The organism is Janthinobacterium sp. JC611 (assembly GCF_018682595.1).
Classification (GTDB): Bacteria; Pseudomonadota; Gammaproteobacteria; order Burkholderiales; family Burkholderiaceae_D; genus Janthinobacterium.
In genome coordinates this window covers 95,273-112,566 of the sequence record NZ_JAFLJN010000044.1, presented here as the reverse complement: position 1 = coordinate 112,566, position 17,294 = coordinate 95,273, and the positions used below count along the sequence as shown (strand labels likewise).

Here is a 17,294-nt window from a genome sequence, read left to right as displayed (position 1 = left end):
CTAATCTGCCGGCATGGGAATGCAAAATAAAACAGGCTTGATACTGACGGGAGGAGGCGCCCGTGCCGCCTACCAGGTGGGCGTGCTGCAGGCGATTTCGGCGATTCTGTGGGAAGCGGGCTGGGCGCCGGCGCGCAACCCGTTCGACATCATCTGCGGCACCTCGGCCGGCGCCATCAACGCCACGGCGCTGGCTTGCCGCGCGGACAACTTCGGCGAAGGCGTGCAAAAGCTGCTCGACGTGTGGCAGCACATCGAGGTCGAACAAGTGTACCGGGCCGACTCGCTGGGCGTGATCCGCTCGGGCGCGCGCTGGCTGTCGCTGCTGTCGTTCGGCTGGCTGCTGCGCCAGTGGCACGCGTCGCCGCCCAATTCCCTGCTCGACAATACGCCGCTGGTCAGCCTGCTGCACCGCATGCTCGACCTGCCGCGCCTGGACGCGGCCCTGGCCGACGGCCTGCTGCATGCGCTGGCCGTGACGGCGTCGTCGTATTCGGGCAGCCGCCACATGACGTTTTACCAGACGGCCGGCGATATCGCGCCGTGGGTGCGCACGCAGCGCCTGGCCCTGCCGGACCAGATCGGCGTGGAGCACTTGCTCGCCTCGGCCGCCATCCCCTTCATCTTCCCCGCCGTGCCCCTGTACGTGGGCGGCCAGCGCGAATACTGCGGCGACGGCTCCATGCGCCAGCTGGCGCCGATCTCGCCGGCCATCCACCTGGGCGCGAACAAGGTGCTGGTGGTGGGCGCGGGACGCATGACGGAACCGGCGCCCGCCGCGCCCGAAGCGGCGCGCTACCCGAGCCTGGCGCAGATCGCCGGCCACGCGCTGTCGTCGATCTTCCTCGACGGCCTGGCCGTGGACATCGAACGCCTGAACCGCATCAACCTGACTTTGTCGATGCTGCCGCCCGAGTTGCTGGGCAAGACGGCCCTGCGGCCGGTGGAATTGCTGGTCATCGCGCCGTCCGAGCGGCTCGACGCCATCGCCAGCCGGCATATCGGCAGCTTGCCGCGTCCCATACGCACCATGCTGTCGGGTATCGGTGCGGCCGAAGCGCGCGGCGCGGCGCTGGCATCGTATTTATTGTTCGAATCGACGTATACTAACGAGTTGATCCGTCTTGGACAGCGCGATACGCAAGCCCGCAAGGATGATGTCCTGGCGTTCTTTGGTTCCTGAGACGGCCCCTGGAGCGGCGTGCGGGATTTTCGCGTTTTTTTTGACAGGACGATTGTGCTGGTATTTCGACGTGTTTGCGATGTTGCCTTACTATTAATTCTGCTGCTGGGCGGCCCGGTCGCGGCGGCGCCTGCGCCCACCCTGCGTTTCGACCAGCTCAGCGTCGACCAGGGCCTGGCGCAGGAGTCGGTGCTGGCCATCGCCCAGGACCGGCAGGGCTATATGTGGTTCGGCAGCCAGTCTGGCCTGAGCCGCTACGATGGCTACCGCATGGTCGTCTACAAGAATATCGAGGGCGACAAGACCAGCCTGGCCGACAACTGGGTCGGCGAGCTGCATGTCGATAGCCAGGGCCAGTTATGGGTCGGCACCGACAATGGCCTGGACCGCTTCGACGCCGCCAGCCAGACCTTCATCCATTACGTCCCGGCCGAAAAGAGCAAGCGCGGCAACGGCAACCGGCATATCCACGCCATCCTCGACGACGGCGCGCGCGGCTTCTGGATCGCCACCTCGGACGGCTTGCAGCATTTCGACCCCGCCACGGGCCACTTCCGCACCTGGCACCATGAAGAGGGCAACCCGCACAGCCTGGGCGACAATGAAATCAAGGCGCTGGCGCTGGACGCGCAACATCGCCTGTGGATCGGCACCGTCACGGGCCTGGACATGCTGGCGCCGGGCAGCGAGCGCTTCGAGCATTTCGCCGTCGATACGGAACCGGGCTCAAAGTACAACGTCATCCAGTCGCTGCTGATCGACCGCCAGCAGAACCTGTGGATCGGCACCATGGCCGGCGCCGAGCGCTGGCGCCTGGGCGGCGCCGGCCAGCCGCCGCAGGCGCGCGTGCGCTTCGGCGAGAAGCATGGCTTTTCCGCCATCCGCGTCGCCAGCCTGTACCAGGATGTCGACGCCACCGTCTGGCTGGGCAGCAATGCCGATGGCCTGTTCCGCTGGCAGCCCGAAAGCGACACCTTCCTGCAGTACCGCCACCAGACGGGCGACAAATTCAGCGTCGCCGACAACCAGCTGTCGTCGCTGTACCGCGACCGCGCCGGCACCTTCTGGGTCGGCTCCTGGTACAACGGCGTGAGCCGGGTCGACCTGGGCAGCGGCGGCTTTTCGCGCATGGCGCGCGCGCCCGGCGACGTGGGCGCGCTGGCGGACAAGAAGGTGCGCGCCGTGGCCGACGCGGGCAATGGCAAGCTGTGGCTGGCCACCAAGGGCGGCCTGAAACTGTACGACACGCGCGACGGCAGTTCGCGCCTGTTCGACCTGCGCAGCGCGCCCGGCATGTCGCGCGACGAGCAGGTGACCACCCTGTACAAGGCGCCGGACGGCACCCTGTGGGTGGGCGGCTCGACGGGCTTGCACCGCTTCGATCCCGCGCTGGGGCGCTTCTTCACCATGCGCTTTGCCGCCGGCGATCCGAACAGCGACACCATCCGCAACGTCGCGAGCGACCGCAGCGGCATGCTGTGGGTCTCGACGCGCGGCGGCGTGCACCGCTTCGACCCCGCCAGCCGCCGCTTCACCACCTACCGCCACGACCCGGCCGATCCGAACAGCCTGTCCGACAACATGGTGCGGCCCGTGCTGGAAGACGGCAAGGGACGGCTGTGGATAGGCTCCTTCCACGGCCTGGACTTGCTGGACCGCGCCAGCGGCCATTTCCGCCATTTCCGCCACGATCCGCAAAACCCGCATAGCCTGAGCCACGACGAGGTGCATTTCCTGCACGAGGACAAGCGCGGCGTGCTGTGGGTGGGCACGGCGAATGGCTTGAACCGCATGGACATCGACGCCAAGGGCGAGATCCGCTTCCGCCGCTTCCTGCGCAAGGACGGCATGGCCGACGATGCCGTCGCCAGCATCCTCGGCGACGACAACGAGCAGCTGTGGCTGAGCACCAACAGCGGCATCACGCGGCTCGACATGCGCAGCGGCCTGTTTCGCAACTACGACAGCGCCGATGGCACGGTGGAAGGCTCGTACTTCGATGGCGCGGCCCTGCGCGCATCCGATGGCACCATGTATTTCGGCGGCTTCAACGGCATGACGGCGTTCGTGCCGCAGGATATCCACGACAACCGCGTGCCGCCGCTGGTGGCCATCACCGAGCTGCAGATCTTCAACAAGCCGGTGGCCATCGGCCGCGGCGAGTTCGCGCACGTGCTCAAGGCGGCCATCGACCATACGCGCAAGCTGGTGCTGACCAGCCGCGAAAGCGTCTTTTCGCTGGAATTCGCGGCCCTGCATTTCGCCGCGCCCCAGCGCAATATGTTCGCCTACCGGCTCGAGGGCTTCGACCAGGACTGGGTCATGACGGATGCGGGACGGCGCTTTGCCACCTACACCAACCTCGATGCCGGCAACTACGTGTTTCGCGTCAAGGCGGCCAACAAGGACGGCGTGTGGAACGAGAGCGGCGCCACCCTGGCCATCACGATCCTGCCGCCATTCTGGAAGACCTGGTGGTTCCGCACCCTGATGGCGGTGCTGCTGCTGGGCGTCGTGTATGGCGCGTACCGCCAGCGCGTGCGCGCGCTGCGGCATCAGCAGAATGAACTGGAAAAGCAGGTCAGCGAACGAACGGCCGAGTTGCAGAGCAAGGAAATCGAAGTGCTGGCCCAGTCCGAGAAGCTGGCGCAAGTGAACAGCAGCCTGACGAAAAACGAGGAAAGCCTGCGCCAGGCCAAGCGCAAGGCCGAGGATGCGACGCGCCAGAAGTCGGAATTCCTGGCCAATATGAGCCACGAGATGCGCACGCCGCTGGCCGGCGTGATCGGCATGCTGGGCTTTGCCCTGCGCGACGAGCAGCTGCATGACGCCACGCGCGAGCAAATCCTGCGCGGCCAGGCCAATGCCCAGTCGCTGCTGGTGATCATCAATGACTTGCTCGATTTTTCCAAGATCGAGGCGGGCAAGCTGAGTATAGAAAACATCGACTTCGCGCTTGGCGCGGCGATCGAGGCCGTCGTCAGCCTGTTCGAGGAGCAGGCGGCCGCGCGCAGCATCGGTTTCGCCATCGATTTCGCGCCCGACCTGCCGCCCTTCGTGGTGGGCGACCCGACCCGCTTGCGCCAGGTGCTGGTCAACCTGGTCGGCAATGCCTTCAAGTTCACCCAGCGCGGCGGCGTCAGCGTGAGCGTCGAGCGGGCCGGCGTGGCCAGCGGCAGCGGCGGACGCAAGGTCAACCTGATCCGCTTTACGGTCAGCGACAGCGGCATCGGCATCGACGCCGATGCGATGGCGCGCCTGTTCCAGAAGTTCGAGCAGGCCGACGCCAGCACCACGCGCCGCTACGGCGGCACGGGACTGGGCCTGGCCATCTGCCGCCAGCTGGTCGAACTGATGGATGGCGAGATCGAGGTGGCCAGCACGCCGGGGCAGGGCAGTATCTTTGCCTTCACCTTGCCGCTGGCCGATGGCGTGGCGCCGCCGCTGGTGCCGCAGGTGGCGCTGGCGCCGCACAGCCACCAGTTGCGCGTGCTGTGCGCGGAAGACTTCCCCACCAACCAGATCATCATCCGCGTCATGCTCGAAGAACTGGGTCATCGAGTCGACGTGGTCGCCAACGGCGTGCTGGCGGTGGCGGCCTGCGTGCATACGCGCTATGACCTGATCCTGATGGACGGGCGCATGCCGGAAATGGACGGCGCCACGGCGACGCGCCTGATCCGCGTGGGCGGCTGGCCGGACCAGCCCGTGCGCGACCAGGAACTGATGATCGTGGCCCTGACGGCGAATGCCAGCGAAGAGGACCGCAGCCGCTATCTTGGCGTCGGCATGGATGATTTCCTCAGCAAGCCGGTGGACGAGGCGGCGCTGCATGGCTTGCTGGCGCGCGCCATCGAGCGCCAGCTGCAGCGCGGCTTCATGTTGCCGCGCATGCCGTCGAACGCGCCGCGCGGCGCGGCGCGGGGGCAGGCCGAACTCGATGCCCTGTTCGGCATCGCGCCGGCGCCTCCCGTCGCGGCGCCTGCGCCATCCATCCGCAGCGGCGAACTGCAACGGCGCATCCGCGTCGCCTTCGTCGCCGACCTGGAGGGACGCCTGCGCGAACTCGACACCTCCCTGGCGGCGCAGGACCGGGACAACGCCGGGCGCCTGCTGCACGGCTTGAAGGGCAGCGCCGCCTATCTCGATGAAACGCAGCTGCACATGCTGTGCACGGAGATGGAAGAGGCGGCGGACGGCGGCCGCTGGACGCAGGTGGCCTTGCATTTGCCGCAATTGCGCGCACTGTTGGCGCACATAGCCGTTTCGGGCAAGGAAATGTAAAATAGGCAATGCCGGCCATCGAACGCGCGGCGAAACTGGGTAGAATACGGCAGGCGCCCTGACGCTGCCGCCAATGGAGAACGCAATGAAAGTACTGGTGGTTGACGATGATGTCGTGTCGCGCATGGTATTGATGCATCTGATCGACAGCTGCGGCGTGCACGATATCGTGGAAGCCGAGGATGGCGCGGCGGCGTGGGAGCAGCTCGAAGGCGGCTTGCGCCCCTCGCTGTGCTTTTGCGACTTGCGCATGCCGCGCCTGTCCGGCATGGAGCTGCTGCAGAAAATCCGCTCCGACAGCGCGCTCGACGCCATGCCGCTGGTACTGGTATCGTCGGCCAATGACCAGGACACGGTGCGCGACGCCGTGCAGGCCGGCGCCGCCGGCTACATCGTCAAGCCCTTCCAGCCGGAGCAGGTGCGCCAGCATATCGACGCCTGCTTCGACGTGTCGGCCTTGCCGGCCGAGGCGCCGCGCGACACCTTGCAGCGGCTGGGTATCGACAGCGAACGCCTGCTGGCGTATCTGACGGGCTTCCAGGGGCAGATAGTCGCCGCCGGCGCACAGGTCGACGCCTTGCTGGCGCGCGGCGAACCGGCCCAGGCGCGCCAGCAGCTCGAACGGCTGCACCTCGGTTGCCGCACCCTCGGCTTGCATGGCGCGGAAGCTGGCATGATGGTCCTGCTGCAGGCATCGGTGCTCGACGGCGACCAGATACAGGCGGCCCTGGCCACGCTGGCGCGCAGCGTGGCGCAGCAGGCGCGACTGCTGCGTCAGCAGGACGGGATCGACTGAAACACCATAACAAAACCTACTGCGCGTCGCGATTTGCGGCCTCCGATGCTCACTGTGCTAAAGCACAGCTCCGCTTCTCAGCCACAACTCATCCCGCTCGCTACGGTTTTGTTAGGTGTATTGAATTTGCTGTTTTTTGCTTGCCGGGAAAATACTTTAGGTTTAAAGTATCTGCTTCCGGGCCATGTGCACGCGCCCGCCACCCGCCAGGATGAGCATGAGCAGCGACCCATCGCCTACCACCGCATCTCCCCAGGACGACTTTGCGCGCACGCATTTGCCGCCGCGCGCGCTCTGGCCGCAGCTGTGCCTTGATTTGCCCGAACTGCGGTATCCGGCGCGCCTGAACTGCGTCGCCGCGCTGCTCGATGCGGCCGTGGCCAGCGGCGGCGGCGGGCGCACCGCCATCCTGGCCGACGGCCAGCGCTGGACGTACGCCGAACTGGCGCGGCAAGTCGACCGCATCGCCCACGTGCTGCGCGGCGACCTGCGCCTGATCCCCGGCAACCGCGTGCTGCTGCGCGGCGCGAATACCCCGATGATGGCCGCCTGCCTGCTGGCCGTGCTGAAGGCGGGCTGCATCGCCGTGCCCACCATGCCGCTGCTGCGCGCGCGCGAACTGTCCACCATCCTCGCCAAGGCGCAAGTGAACGCCGTGCTGTGCGCGCAGGGCTTGCGCGAAGAGCTCGATGGCGTGCCCGGCTTGCCTGCCATGCTGTGCTTTGGCGCCGACGGCGCGGAACTGGAACGGCGCATGGCCGCCCACGATGCGCCCTTTGCCGCATGCGACACGGCGGCCGACGACGTGTGCCTGGTCAGCTTTACCTCGGGCACGACGGGCGTCCCCAAAGGCACCATGCACATGCACCGCGACCTGCTGGCCATCTGCGACTGCTTTCCCCGCTCCATGCTGCAGGTGCGCGCCGACGATATCTTCATCGGCACGCCGCCGCTGGCGTTCACCTTCGGCCTCGGTGGCTTGCTGCTGTTCCCCCTGCGCTTCGGCGCTTGCGCCGTGCTGCTGGAAAAACTCACGCCCGACGGCCTGCTGCGCGCCATCGAGGCCTATCACGCCACCATCTGCTTCACCGCGCCCACCTTTTACCGCCAGATGGCGCCGCTGGCCGCCAGCCACGACGTGCGCAGCCTGCGCCTGTGCGTGTCGGCCGGCGAAGCGCTGCCGCTGGCCACGCGCGACGCCTGGCAGGCGGCGACGGGCCTGTCCATGACGGACGGCATCGGCGCCACCGAGATGCTGCACATCTTCATTTCCGCCACGGGCGAGGGTATACGCCGCGGTGCCATCGGCAAGGCCATCCCCGGCTACCAGGCGTGCATCGTCGACGACGCGGGCGTGCTGCAGCCGCCCGGCGTGACGGGCCGCCTGGCCGTGAAAGGCCCCACCGGCTGCCGCTACCTGTCCGACCCGCGCCAGCGCGAATACGTGCAGAACGGCTGGAACCTGACGGGCGACACCTTCGAGATGGATGCCGACGGCTATTTCTACTACCGTTCGCGCAGCGACGACATGATCGTCTCGGCCGGCTACAACATCGCCGGCCCGGAAGTGGAGGAGGCGCTGCTGCGCCACCCGGCCGTGGCCGAATGCGGCGTGGTCGGGCGCGCCGATGCCGAACGTGGCCAGATCGTCGAGGCGCACGTGGTGCTGAAGGACGGTTTCCTGCCCGGCGACCTGCTGGCGGCCGCACTGCAGGAGTTCGTGCGCCAGCAGATCGCCCCGTACAAATACCCGCGCGCCATCCGCTTCCTGCCTTCTTTGCCGCGCACGGAAACGGGCAAGCTGCAGCGCTTCAAACTTCGCACGGACACCGCATGAATATTGTCTGCATCGGCGGCGGCCCCGCCGGCCTGTATTTCAGCCTGCTCATGAAAAAGCAGGACCCCGCGCACCGCATCACCGTCATCGAGCGCAACCGCCCGTACGACACGTTTGGCTGGGGCGTGGTGTTTTCCGACCAGACCCTGGGCAACCTCGCCAACGCGGACGAGCCGACGGCGCGCGCCATCCTGCAGGCGTTCAACCACTGGGACGATATCGAGATCCACTTCAAGGGCCAGACCGTGCGCTCGGGCGGCCATGGCTTTTGCGGCATCGGCCGCAAGCGCCTGCTCAACATCCTGCAGGCGCGCTGCGAGGAACTCGGCGTGCAGCTGGTGTTCGAGACGGAAGTGCAGGACGACCAGGCCATCGCGCGCCAGTACGGCGCCGACCTGGTGATCGCCAGCGATGGCTTGAACAGCCGCATCCGCACGCGCTATGCGGCCAGCTACCAGCCCGAGATCGAGCAGCGCCATTGCCGCTTCGTCTGGCTGGGCACGCGCAAGAAATTCGAGGCATTCACGTTTGCCTTCCGCCAGACGCCATACGGCTGGTTCCAGGCGCATATCTATCAATATGACGGCGACACGTCGACCTTCATCGTCGAAACGCCCGAACACGTGTGGCGCGCGGCGGGCCTGGACGCCATGCGCCAGGAAGAGGGCATCGCCTTTTGCGCGGCGCTGTTCGCCGAGGAGCTCGATGGCCATGAGTTGCTGAGCAATTCGCCGCACTTGCGCGGCTCGGCGCAGTGGATCACCTTTCCGCGCATCGTCTGCCGGCAATGGGTGCACAGGCAGGATGGCGTGCCCGTCGTGCTGATGGGCGACGCCGCCCACACGGCGCATTACTCGATCGGCTCGGGCACCAAGCTGGCGCTGGAAGACGCGATCGAACTGGCGCGCTGTTTCGGCCAGCATGCCGACGCCGATGCCGGTACGGATGCGGCGCTGGCCGCCTACCAGCAGCTGCGCGCCGTCGAGGTGCTGAAGATCCAGAGCGCGGCGCGCAATTCCATGGAGTGGTTCGAGAACGTCGAGCGCTACAGCGCCATGGAAGCGCCGCAGTTCGCCTATTCCATGCTCACGCGCAGCCAGCGCATCTCGCATGAAAACCTGCGCCTGCGCGATCCCGCCTACGTGGCCGATTACGAGCGGTGGCTGGCGCGCCGCGCTGCCGGGCAGGCCGGCGTGCCGCTGCCCGATGCGCCCGTGCCGCCCATGCTCACGCCGTTCCGGCTGCGCGGCGTGCTGCTGAAAAACCGCATCGCCGTCTCGCCGATGGCGCAGTACAGCGCCGTCGATGGCGTGGCCGGCGACTACCATCTGATGCACCTGGGCGCGCGCGCCATGGGCGGCGCGGGTCTCGTGTTTGCCGAGATGACCTGCGTGTCGGCCGATGCGCGCATCACGCCCGCCTGCCCCGGCATGTACAGCGAAGCGCACACGCAGGCCTGGCGCCGCATCGTCGATTTCGTGCATGCCAACAGCGACGCGAAGATCGCCCTGCAGCTGGGCCATGCGGGGGCGAAAGGCTCGACGCGCCCCATGTGGGACGGCATCGACCAGCCGCTCAGGGAAGGCAACTGGCCGCTGATCTCGGCTTCGGAACAGCAATACCTGGCCGGCGTGTCGCAGGTGGCGCGCGCGGCGCGGGAAGACGACCTGGCGCGCATCGAGCAGGACTTCGTGCGCGCCACGCTGGCCGCGGCCGTCGCCGGTTTCGACTGGCTGGAACTGCATTGCGCGCACGGCTATCTGCTGTCGAGTTTTATCTCGCCGCTGACCAACCGCCGCGCGGACGAATATGGCGGCAGCCTGGAAAACCGCTGCCGCTATCCGCTGCGCGTGTTCCGCGCCATGCGCGCCGCCTGGCCGCAGGATAAGCCGATGAGCGTGCGCATCTCGGCCCACGACTGGGTCGAAGGCGGCATCACGCCCGACGATGCGGTCGTCATCGCGCGCCTGTTCAAGCAGGCGGGCGCGGACCTGATCGACTGTTCCTCGGGCCAGGTCAGCAAACTTGAACAACCCGTGTACGGACGCATGTTCCAGGCACCGTTCGCCGACCGCGTGCGCAATGAGGCGGGCATCGCCAGCATGGCCGTCGGCTCGATCTTTGAAGCCGACCACGCCAACAGCATCATCGCCGCCGGGCGCGCCGACCTGTGCGCCGTGGGCCGCCCGCACCTGGCCAACCCGGCCTGGACCCTGACGGAAATGGCGCGCATCGGCTACAGCGGCGCCGGCGCAACCTGGCCAAAACAGTACCGGCCGGGCCAGCAGCAGCTGGAGCGCAATCTGCAGCGCGAGCGCCAGCTGGCCGCCAGCAATACGGGCCTCACCCCGCAACAGGTGGCCGCGCGGCTGCTGGAAGGATGACATGAACAAGGAACGGCTGGACGGCGCATTGGCCGGCAAACACGCGCTGGTGACGGGCGCCGGCAGCGGCATCGGCTTCGCCTGCGCGGGCGCCTTGCTGGACGCGGGCGCCCGCGTCACCCTGGCCGGGCGCGACGGCGCGCGGCTGGCGCGCGCGCGCATGCAGCTGGAAGAGGCGGGCCATGCGGGCAGGGTGGCCATCTGCGTGCTCGACGTGGCCGTGGAAGCGGCGGTGCAGGCGGGCTTCGCGCAGGCCGCCGCGCATTTCGGCCGCATCGATATATTGATCAATAACGCGGGCCAGGCGCATGCGGCGCCGTTCGGCAAGACGGACGCCGCCATCTGGCAGCGGATGCTGGCCGTGAACCTGACGGGCGTGTTCCACTGCTGCCATGCCGCCATGCCGGCCATGCTGGAAGCGGGCTGGGGGCGCATCGTCAACGTGGCGTCGACGGCGGGCCTGAAGGGCTATCGTTACGTCAGCGCCTATGTCGCCGCCAAGCACGGTGTGATCGGCCTGACGCGCGCGCTGGCGCTGGAAGTGGCGCCGCGCGGCGTCACCGTCAACGCCGTCTGCCCCGGCTACACGGAAACGGAGATGGTGGCGCAGGCCGTGCAGAACATCGTGCGCAAGACGGGGCGCGGTGAAGACGCGGCGCGCGCGGAACTGGCGGCCGCCAATCCGCAGCAGCGGCTGGTGCAGGCGCGCGAAGTGGCCGATGCGGTGGCCTGGCTCTGCCTGCCCGCGTCGGCTGCCATGAATGGACAATCGATCGCCGTCGCCGGCGGCGAAGTCATGTAACCGAATGAAGACCATGGATAAAGAAACCGAGAACGTGCAATACGAACCCGTGCTGGACCTGGCGAGCCGGCTGACGCAGGACCACCACCAGTCGCTCAAGCTGTGGCTGCGCATGCTCTCGTGCACGGTAAAAATCGAGAACGAGGTGCGCACGCGCTTGCGCGCCACCTTTGGCATCACCTTGCCCCGCTTCGACTTGATGGCGCAGCTGGAACGCTTTCCCGAAGGTTTACGCATGGGCGAACTGTCCAGGCGCATGATGGTCACGGGTGGCAATATCACGGGCATCACCGACCAGCTGGAACAGGAAAAACTGGTGGTGCGCGTGGTCGATCCGAAGGACCGCCGCTCCTACAGCGTCAAGCTGACGCCGGCCGGCCGGCGCGCCTTCGACGAGATGGCGCGCGTGCACGAAGGTTGGATCGCCGAACTGCTGCAGGGCGTGACGCCGGATGACAAAACCCAATTGATCGACCTGCTGTCGCACATGAAGCAGCAATTGAATAACACTACCCTCAAGGACTGAGCATGCGCCATCTACCCGGCCAGCCGCAAGACCTGCCAGGCAACCGCGCCAGCCTGGCCGGCTACGCGGCGCGGCATTTCCTGTTTTCCGTCGAAGGCGGCGTCGCCACCTTGACCCTGCACCGGCCCGAGCGCAAGAATCCGCTCACCTTCGACTCGTATGCGGAATTGCGCGAGCTGTTTCGCGCGCTGGCGCATGCGGACGACGTCAAGGCCGTGGTGATCACTGGCAGCGGCGGCAATTTCTGCTCGGGCGGCGACGTGCACGACATCATCGGCCCGCTGACGCGGCTCGACATGCCCGGCCTGCTGGCGTTTACCCGCATGACGGGCGACGTGGTGAAAGCCATGCGCGCCTGCCCGCAACCGATCATCGCCGCCATCGACGGCATTTGCGCGGGCGCCGGCGCCATGCTGGCGCTGGCTTCCGACATCCGCATCGGCACGGCGCGCAGCAAGACGGCCTTCCTGTTTACCCGCGTGGGCCTGGCCGGCTGCGACATGGGCGCCTGCGCCTTGCTGCCGCGCGTGATCGGCCAGGGCCGCGCCGCCGAACTGCTGTACACGGGGCGCTCCTTGCCTGGAGCGGAGGCCGAGCGCTGGGGCTGGCTCAACCGCCTGGTCGAGCCGGAAGAGCTGGCGCAAGCGGCGCAGCTGTTCGCCGCCGGCCTGGCCGGCGGCCCCACGTTCGCGCATGGCATGACGAAAAAAATGCTGCAGCAGGAGTGGAACATGGGCGTCGATGAAGCCATCGAAGCGGAAGCGCAGGCGCAGGCCATCTGCATGGCCACCAACGATTTCCACCGCGCCTATCACGCCTTCGTGGCAAAGGAAAAACCACAATTTGAGGGTAATTGACATGCGTGATACGAGCTATCTGGACTGGCCGTTTTTCGACGCGCGCCATGCCGAACTTGAACGGGAGCTCGACGCCTGGGCGACGCTGCATCTGGACGACGGCCATGGCGCCGACGTCGACGCGGCCTGCCGCGCGCTGGTGGCGCAACTGGGGCAGGGCGGCTGGCTGACATACGCCACCGGTACCGATGGCAGGATCGACACGCGCGCCATTTGCCTGATGCGCGAAACCCTGGCGCGCCACAACGGCCTGGCCGATTTCGCCTTTGCCATGCAGGGACTCGGCTCCGGCGCCATCGGCCTGTTCGGCAGTGCGCAGAACAAGGCGCGCTATCTGCCCGACGTGGCCAGCGGCAAGCGCATCGCCGCCTTTGCCCTGTCCGAGCCGCAGGCCGGCTCCGACGTGGCGGCCATGGCGTGCGCGGCGCGGCGCGACGGCGACGAGTATGTGCTCGACGGCGAAAAGACGTGGATATCGAACGGCGGCATCGCCGACTTTTATGTGGTGTTCGCCCGCACGGGCGAGGCGCCCGGCGCGCGCGGCATCAGCGCCTTCATCGTCGACGCCGACAATCCCGGGCTGGAAATCGCCGAGCGCATCGCCGTCATCGCGCCCCATCCACTGGCGCGCCTGCGCTTCAGCCAGTGCCGCGTGCCCGCGTCGCAGCGCCTGGGCGAGGCGGGACAGGGGTTCAAGGTGGCGATGGCGACACTCGACGTGTTCCGCACCTCGGTGGCCGCCGCCGCGCTGGGCTTTGCGCGGCGCGCCTTCGACGAAGCGCTGCGCCACGCGACACAGCGCCAGATGTTCGGCCAGACCCTGGCCGACTTCCAGTTGACGCAAGCGAAGCTGGCGCAGATGGCCACCGGCATCGACGCGGCTGCCTTGCTGACTTACCGCGCCGCCTGGCAGCGCGACCAGGGCCGCAAGGTGACGAAGGAAGCGGCCATGGCCAAGCTGACGGCCACGGAAACGGCGCAGCAGGTCATCGACGCGGCCGTGCAGCTGTTCGGCGGCATGGGCGTGGTGAGCGACCATCCGGTCGAGCGCCTGTACCGCGAAATTCGCGCCTTGCGCATCTACGAGGGCGCCAGCGAAGTACAGCAATTGATCATCGCGCGCGAACTGCTGCGCGAGGCGGGACACGCATGAACGGCAACAACAAGGAGAACACGATGCAAGTGCTGCAACCAGCGGGATGGGCCAGGCCGCGCGGCTATGCGAACGGCGTGGCCGCCAGCGGGCGCACGGTGTACGTCAGCGGCATGATCGGCTGGGATGCGCAGGGCCAGTTTCATACGGACGACTTCGCGGGACAGGTGCGCCAGGCGCTGCAGAACGTCGTCGCCGTGCTGGCCGAGGCGGGCGCCTTGCCCGAGCACATCGTGCGCATGAACTGGTATGTGCTGGACAAGAAGGAATATGTGGCGGCATATCCACAAATCGGCATAGCCTACCGCGAGCTGATCGGCAAGCATTTTCCTGCCATGACGGCGGTGCAGGTGGCCGGACTGATCGAGGACAGAGCGAAGGTCGAGATCGAAGTGACGGCGGTGCTGCCCGGCTGAATTTCTGCTACGAAATATTGCATATTGGCATCTAAATAATAAATATAAAAACAATATCTATCGTGTTATATTTGGCAACCGGGAAATACGCCGGTTTTAAATACTGACAGTCGAGGTAGAGGATGCGCAATAATTTGAGAGCGGCAAGAAGCGTGGCGCTGGCGATGGCCGGCATGGTTGTTAGCCTGGGGGCGCAGGCCGAGTCCGCTCCCTCGCTACTCTCTCCCGGCTACAAGACGCAACTGGAAACCTGGCTCGGCGAAGGCCGCCTGTCGCTGACGAATATTTATACCAAGGCGGCGGGCGATACTTCGCTCGATTTTCACAAGGCGTCCGATGGCAAGGGACGGACCTTTTCCATCATGGAAGCGACCAATGCCTCGGGGCAAACCTGGCTCGTGGGTGGCTATAATCCGCAAAGCTGGAGTTCCACCGACGGCATGCACGTGACTATGGCAGACAGTGACCGCACGGCCTTCCTGTTCAATCTGACCAGCGGCTTCATGCTGCCGCAATTGAAGCAGTATTTCAACGGGGATGGCGTGGGCAAGGATCAGACCTTCAATAGTGCCAAGGCGGGGCCTACGTTCGGCGTCGGCCATGACCTCTACGTTCCCGAGGATCTGACGAATGGCGGCAGCTCTTATCTGTACACGTATAATTATCTGGGACAGCCATCGAACGGCGTCAGCCTGCTCGACGGTTCCATTTGGCACGGCAACAATGTGACCTTTGGCGCGATACAGGTTTTCACCATCAGTGCGGTGCCGGAGCCGGCCACGTATGGCTTGCTGCTGGCGGGCCTGGGGATGCTGGTCGCGCTACGGCGCAATAAACGTCTGGCCGTCCTGGCCTGAACATGCATGAATCTCGCCGCTTGCCAGGCTGTTAATGGCAAGCGCTTCCCTGTATAATGCCGCTGCGCGTGTCGCCATCGTACAATGGATAGTACAAGGTCCTCCTAAGACTTAAATGCAGGTTCGATTCCTGCTGGCGACACCACATTCCACGCAACGCGCGCCGGTGGCCTGAGTTCATGCTGGCCGCAATGTACTGGTGGTGCCGAGTTGTCGGTACAATGCGTGCTTCATTCATCCAATCGGCAGCTGTTTGGCGCACCATGCGGTGCGCGCGAGGCGGCGCCCGTACACCTTTACTCATTATGGCTGTCATTTCTCTTTCATCGGCGCAACTTGCGTTCGGTCACGTCGCGCTGCTCGATCACGCGGAATTTTCACTGGAAACCTCGGAGCGGGTCGGCTTGATCGGCCGCAACGGCACGGGCAAATCCTCGCTGTTGAAGGTTATTTCGGGCAAGTTCAAGCTCGACGATGGCTTGTTGGTCATGCAGCAAGGCATCAAGATCGCTTATGTGGAGCAGGAGCCGCAATTCGACCCGGAGATGTCCGTGTTCGACGCCGTCGCTTCCGGCATGGGCGAGTCGCAGGCGTGGCTGAAGGAATACGATGCGCTGACGGGCCAGTTTGGCCAGGGCAATGACGACGAACTGATGGAACGCATGCACGACATCCAGGTCAAACTCGATGCGGCCGATGCGTGGAGCTTGCCGAACAAGGTGGAAACCGTGCTCGACCGTTTGAACCTGACGGGCGACATGGCGATGAAGACCCTGTCGGGCGGCATGCAAAAGCGCGTGGCGCTGGCGCGCGCGCTGGTGTCGGCGCCTGACGTGCTGCTGCTCGATGAACCGACCAACCATCTGGACTTCAGCTCCATCTTGTGGCTGGAAGGCTTGTTGCGCGACTTCAAGGGCAGCGTGCTGTTCATTACCCATGACCGCTCCTTCCTCGACAACGTTGCCACGCGCATCATCGAACTCGACCGCGGCCGTTTGCTGTCGTATCCGGGCAACTTCACGGCTTACCAGACGCGCAAGGCGGAGCAGCTGGAAATCGAGGAAGTGGAAAACGCCAAGTTCGACAAGTTCCTGGCGCAGGAAGAAGTGTGGATACGCAAGGGCGTCAAGGCCCGCCGCGTGCGCGACGAAGGCCGCGTGCGCCGCCTGGAAGCGCTGCGCCTGGTGCGCAATGCGCGCCGCGAACAGCAGGGACAGGTCAAGCTGGACGTATCGGCCGGCGAACGCTCGGGCAAGATCGTGGCGGACCTGGAAAACGTCTCGAAGATTTACGGCGACAAGGTCATCGTCAAGGATTTCAGCGCCACCATCTTGCGTGGCGACAAGGTCGGCCTGATCGGCGCCAACGGCGCCGGCAAGACCACCTTGCTGAAGATGATCCTCGGCGAAGAACAGTCGGACACGGGCACCATCCGCCTGGGCACGAAACTGCAGGTGGCGTACTTCGACCAGATGCGCACGCAGCTGAACGAAGAGGCGAACCTGATGGAAACCATCGCGCCGGGCAGCGACTGGGTCGAGATCAATGGCCAGCGCCGTCACGTGATGACGTATTTGAACGATTTCCTGTTCGCGCCGGAACGCGCCCGTTCGCCCGTCAAGTCGCTGTCCGGCGGCGAGCGCAACCGTTTGCTGCTGGCGCGTTTGTTCGCCAAGCCGGCCAACGTGCTGGTGCTCGATGAGCCGACCAATGACCTCGATATCGACACGCTGGAGCTGCTGGAAGAGTTGCTGGAAGAATACACCGGCACCGTGTTCCTCGTCAGCCATGACCGCACCTTCCTCGACAACGTCGTCACCCAGGTGATCGTCGCCGAAGGCGAGGGCAAGTGGCGCGAATTCGTAGGCGGCTACACGGACTGGGAGCGCGTGCGCACCTTGCCGATCGCCACGGCGCCAGCCAGCAAGCCGGCCGTCAAGGTCGAGGCAGCCGCTCCGGCCGCCAAGCAGAAAAAGCTCAGCTACAAGGAACAGCGCGAGCTGGAAGAGTTGCCGAAACTGATCGCCAAGCTGGAAGACGAGCAATCGGTACTGGCCGCCGAGCTGTCGCACCCTGACTTCTACAAGAAGACGCCGGCCGAAGGCAAGCGCCTGAACGCGCGCGTGGCCGAGATCGAAGGCGAACTGCTGGAAGCGCTGGAAAAGTGGGAACAGATCGAGGCGCGCGCCAACGGTTGAT

General features: G+C 66.0%; 13 protein-coding genes and 1 tRNA gene. 13 read left to right on the top strand and 1 reads right to left on the bottom strand.

Annotation, left to right across the window (positions count from 1 at the left end; genetic code table 11):
* Positions 1–13: 13 nt before the first annotated feature.
* The 10 genes from J0O65_RS24350 to J0O65_RS24305 all read left to right on the top strand — a co-directional run bounded on the left by J0O65_RS24350 (position 14) and on the right by J0O65_RS24305 (position 14,238).
* Positions 14–1,183: a patatin-like phospholipase family protein gene (locus J0O65_RS24350; RefSeq protein WP_215409750.1), complete on the top strand. Its 1,170-nt coding sequence runs from the start codon at positions 14–16 to the stop codon at positions 1,181–1,183.
* A gap of 54 nt (positions 1,184–1,237) precedes the next feature.
* On the top strand, positions 1,238–5,467 hold the full coding sequence (locus J0O65_RS24345; protein WP_353056241.1) for a hybrid sensor histidine kinase/response regulator: 4,230 nt from the start codon (positions 1,238–1,240) through the stop codon (positions 5,465–5,467).
* 85 nt (positions 5,468–5,552) lie between these two features.
* Positions 5,553–6,263 carry a response regulator gene (locus J0O65_RS24340; RefSeq protein ID WP_215409749.1) on the top strand — a complete coding sequence of 237 codons (711 nt, stop codon included), beginning with the start codon at positions 5,553–5,555 and terminating at the stop codon, positions 6,261–6,263.
* Between the two features lie 217 nt (positions 6,264–6,480).
* Positions 6,481–8,100: an AMP-binding protein gene (locus J0O65_RS24335; RefSeq protein ID WP_215409748.1), complete on the top strand. Its 1,620-nt coding sequence runs from the start codon at positions 6,481–6,483 to the stop codon at positions 8,098–8,100.
* On the top strand, positions 8,097–10,484 hold the full coding sequence (locus J0O65_RS24330) for a bifunctional salicylyl-CoA 5-hydroxylase/oxidoreductase (RefSeq protein WP_215409747.1): 2,388 nt from the start codon (positions 8,097–8,099) through the stop codon (positions 10,482–10,484). The genes J0O65_RS24335 and J0O65_RS24330 overlap by 4 nt, the downstream gene beginning before the upstream one ends.
* 1 nt (position 10,485) lies before the next feature.
* Positions 10,486–11,286 carry an SDR family NAD(P)-dependent oxidoreductase gene (locus J0O65_RS24325; protein WP_215409746.1) on the top strand — a complete coding sequence of 267 codons (801 nt, stop codon included), beginning with the start codon at positions 10,486–10,488 and terminating at the stop codon, positions 11,284–11,286.
* A gap of 13 nt (positions 11,287–11,299) precedes the next feature.
* Complete coding sequence (locus J0O65_RS24320; RefSeq protein ID WP_251373961.1) at positions 11,300–11,812, top strand: MarR family winged helix-turn-helix transcriptional regulator; 513 nt, start codon at positions 11,300–11,302, stop codon at positions 11,810–11,812.
* A 2-nt stretch (positions 11,813–11,814) separates the two neighbouring features.
* On the top strand, positions 11,815–12,669 hold the full coding sequence (locus J0O65_RS24315; protein WP_215409744.1) for an enoyl-CoA hydratase family protein: 855 nt from the start codon (positions 11,815–11,817) through the stop codon (positions 12,667–12,669).
* Position 12,670: 1 nt separating this feature from the next.
* Positions 12,671–13,822, top strand: coding sequence for an acyl-CoA dehydrogenase family protein (locus J0O65_RS24310; RefSeq protein ID WP_215409743.1), 1,152 nt, complete (start codon positions 12,671–12,673; stop codon positions 13,820–13,822).
* A gap of 23 nt (positions 13,823–13,845) precedes the next feature.
* On the top strand, positions 13,846–14,238 hold the full coding sequence (locus J0O65_RS24305) for a RidA family protein (RefSeq protein WP_215409875.1): 393 nt from the start codon (positions 13,846–13,848) through the stop codon (positions 14,236–14,238).
* A gap of 31 nt (positions 14,239–14,269) precedes the next feature.
* On the opposite strand, the gene J0O65_RS24300 is transcribed toward J0O65_RS24305, so the two are convergent.
* Positions 14,270–14,413: a hypothetical protein gene (locus tag J0O65_RS24300; protein ID WP_215409888.1), complete on the bottom strand. Its 144-nt coding sequence runs from the start codon at positions 14,411–14,413 to the stop codon at positions 14,270–14,272.
* Here J0O65_RS24300 and J0O65_RS24295 point away from each other — a divergent pair.
* The 3 genes from J0O65_RS24295 (at position 14,412) to J0O65_RS24285 (ending at position 17,293) form a co-directional block, all read left to right on the top strand.
* Positions 14,412–15,095, top strand: a complete 684-nt coding sequence (locus J0O65_RS24295) for a PEP_CTERM-anchored TLD domain-containing protein (protein ID WP_251373960.1) — start codon at positions 14,412–14,414, stop codon at positions 15,093–15,095. The genes J0O65_RS24300 and J0O65_RS24295 overlap by 2 nt on opposite strands.
* Positions 15,096–15,165: 70 nt before the next feature.
* A tRNA-Arg gene (locus J0O65_RS24290) sits at positions 15,166–15,240 on the top strand.
* A 160-nt stretch (positions 15,241–15,400) separates the two neighbouring features.
* On the top strand, positions 15,401–17,293 hold the full coding sequence (locus tag J0O65_RS24285) for an ATP-binding cassette domain-containing protein (protein ID WP_215409741.1): 1,893 nt from the start codon (positions 15,401–15,403) through the stop codon (positions 17,291–17,293).
* Position 17,294: the final 1 nt, after the last annotated feature.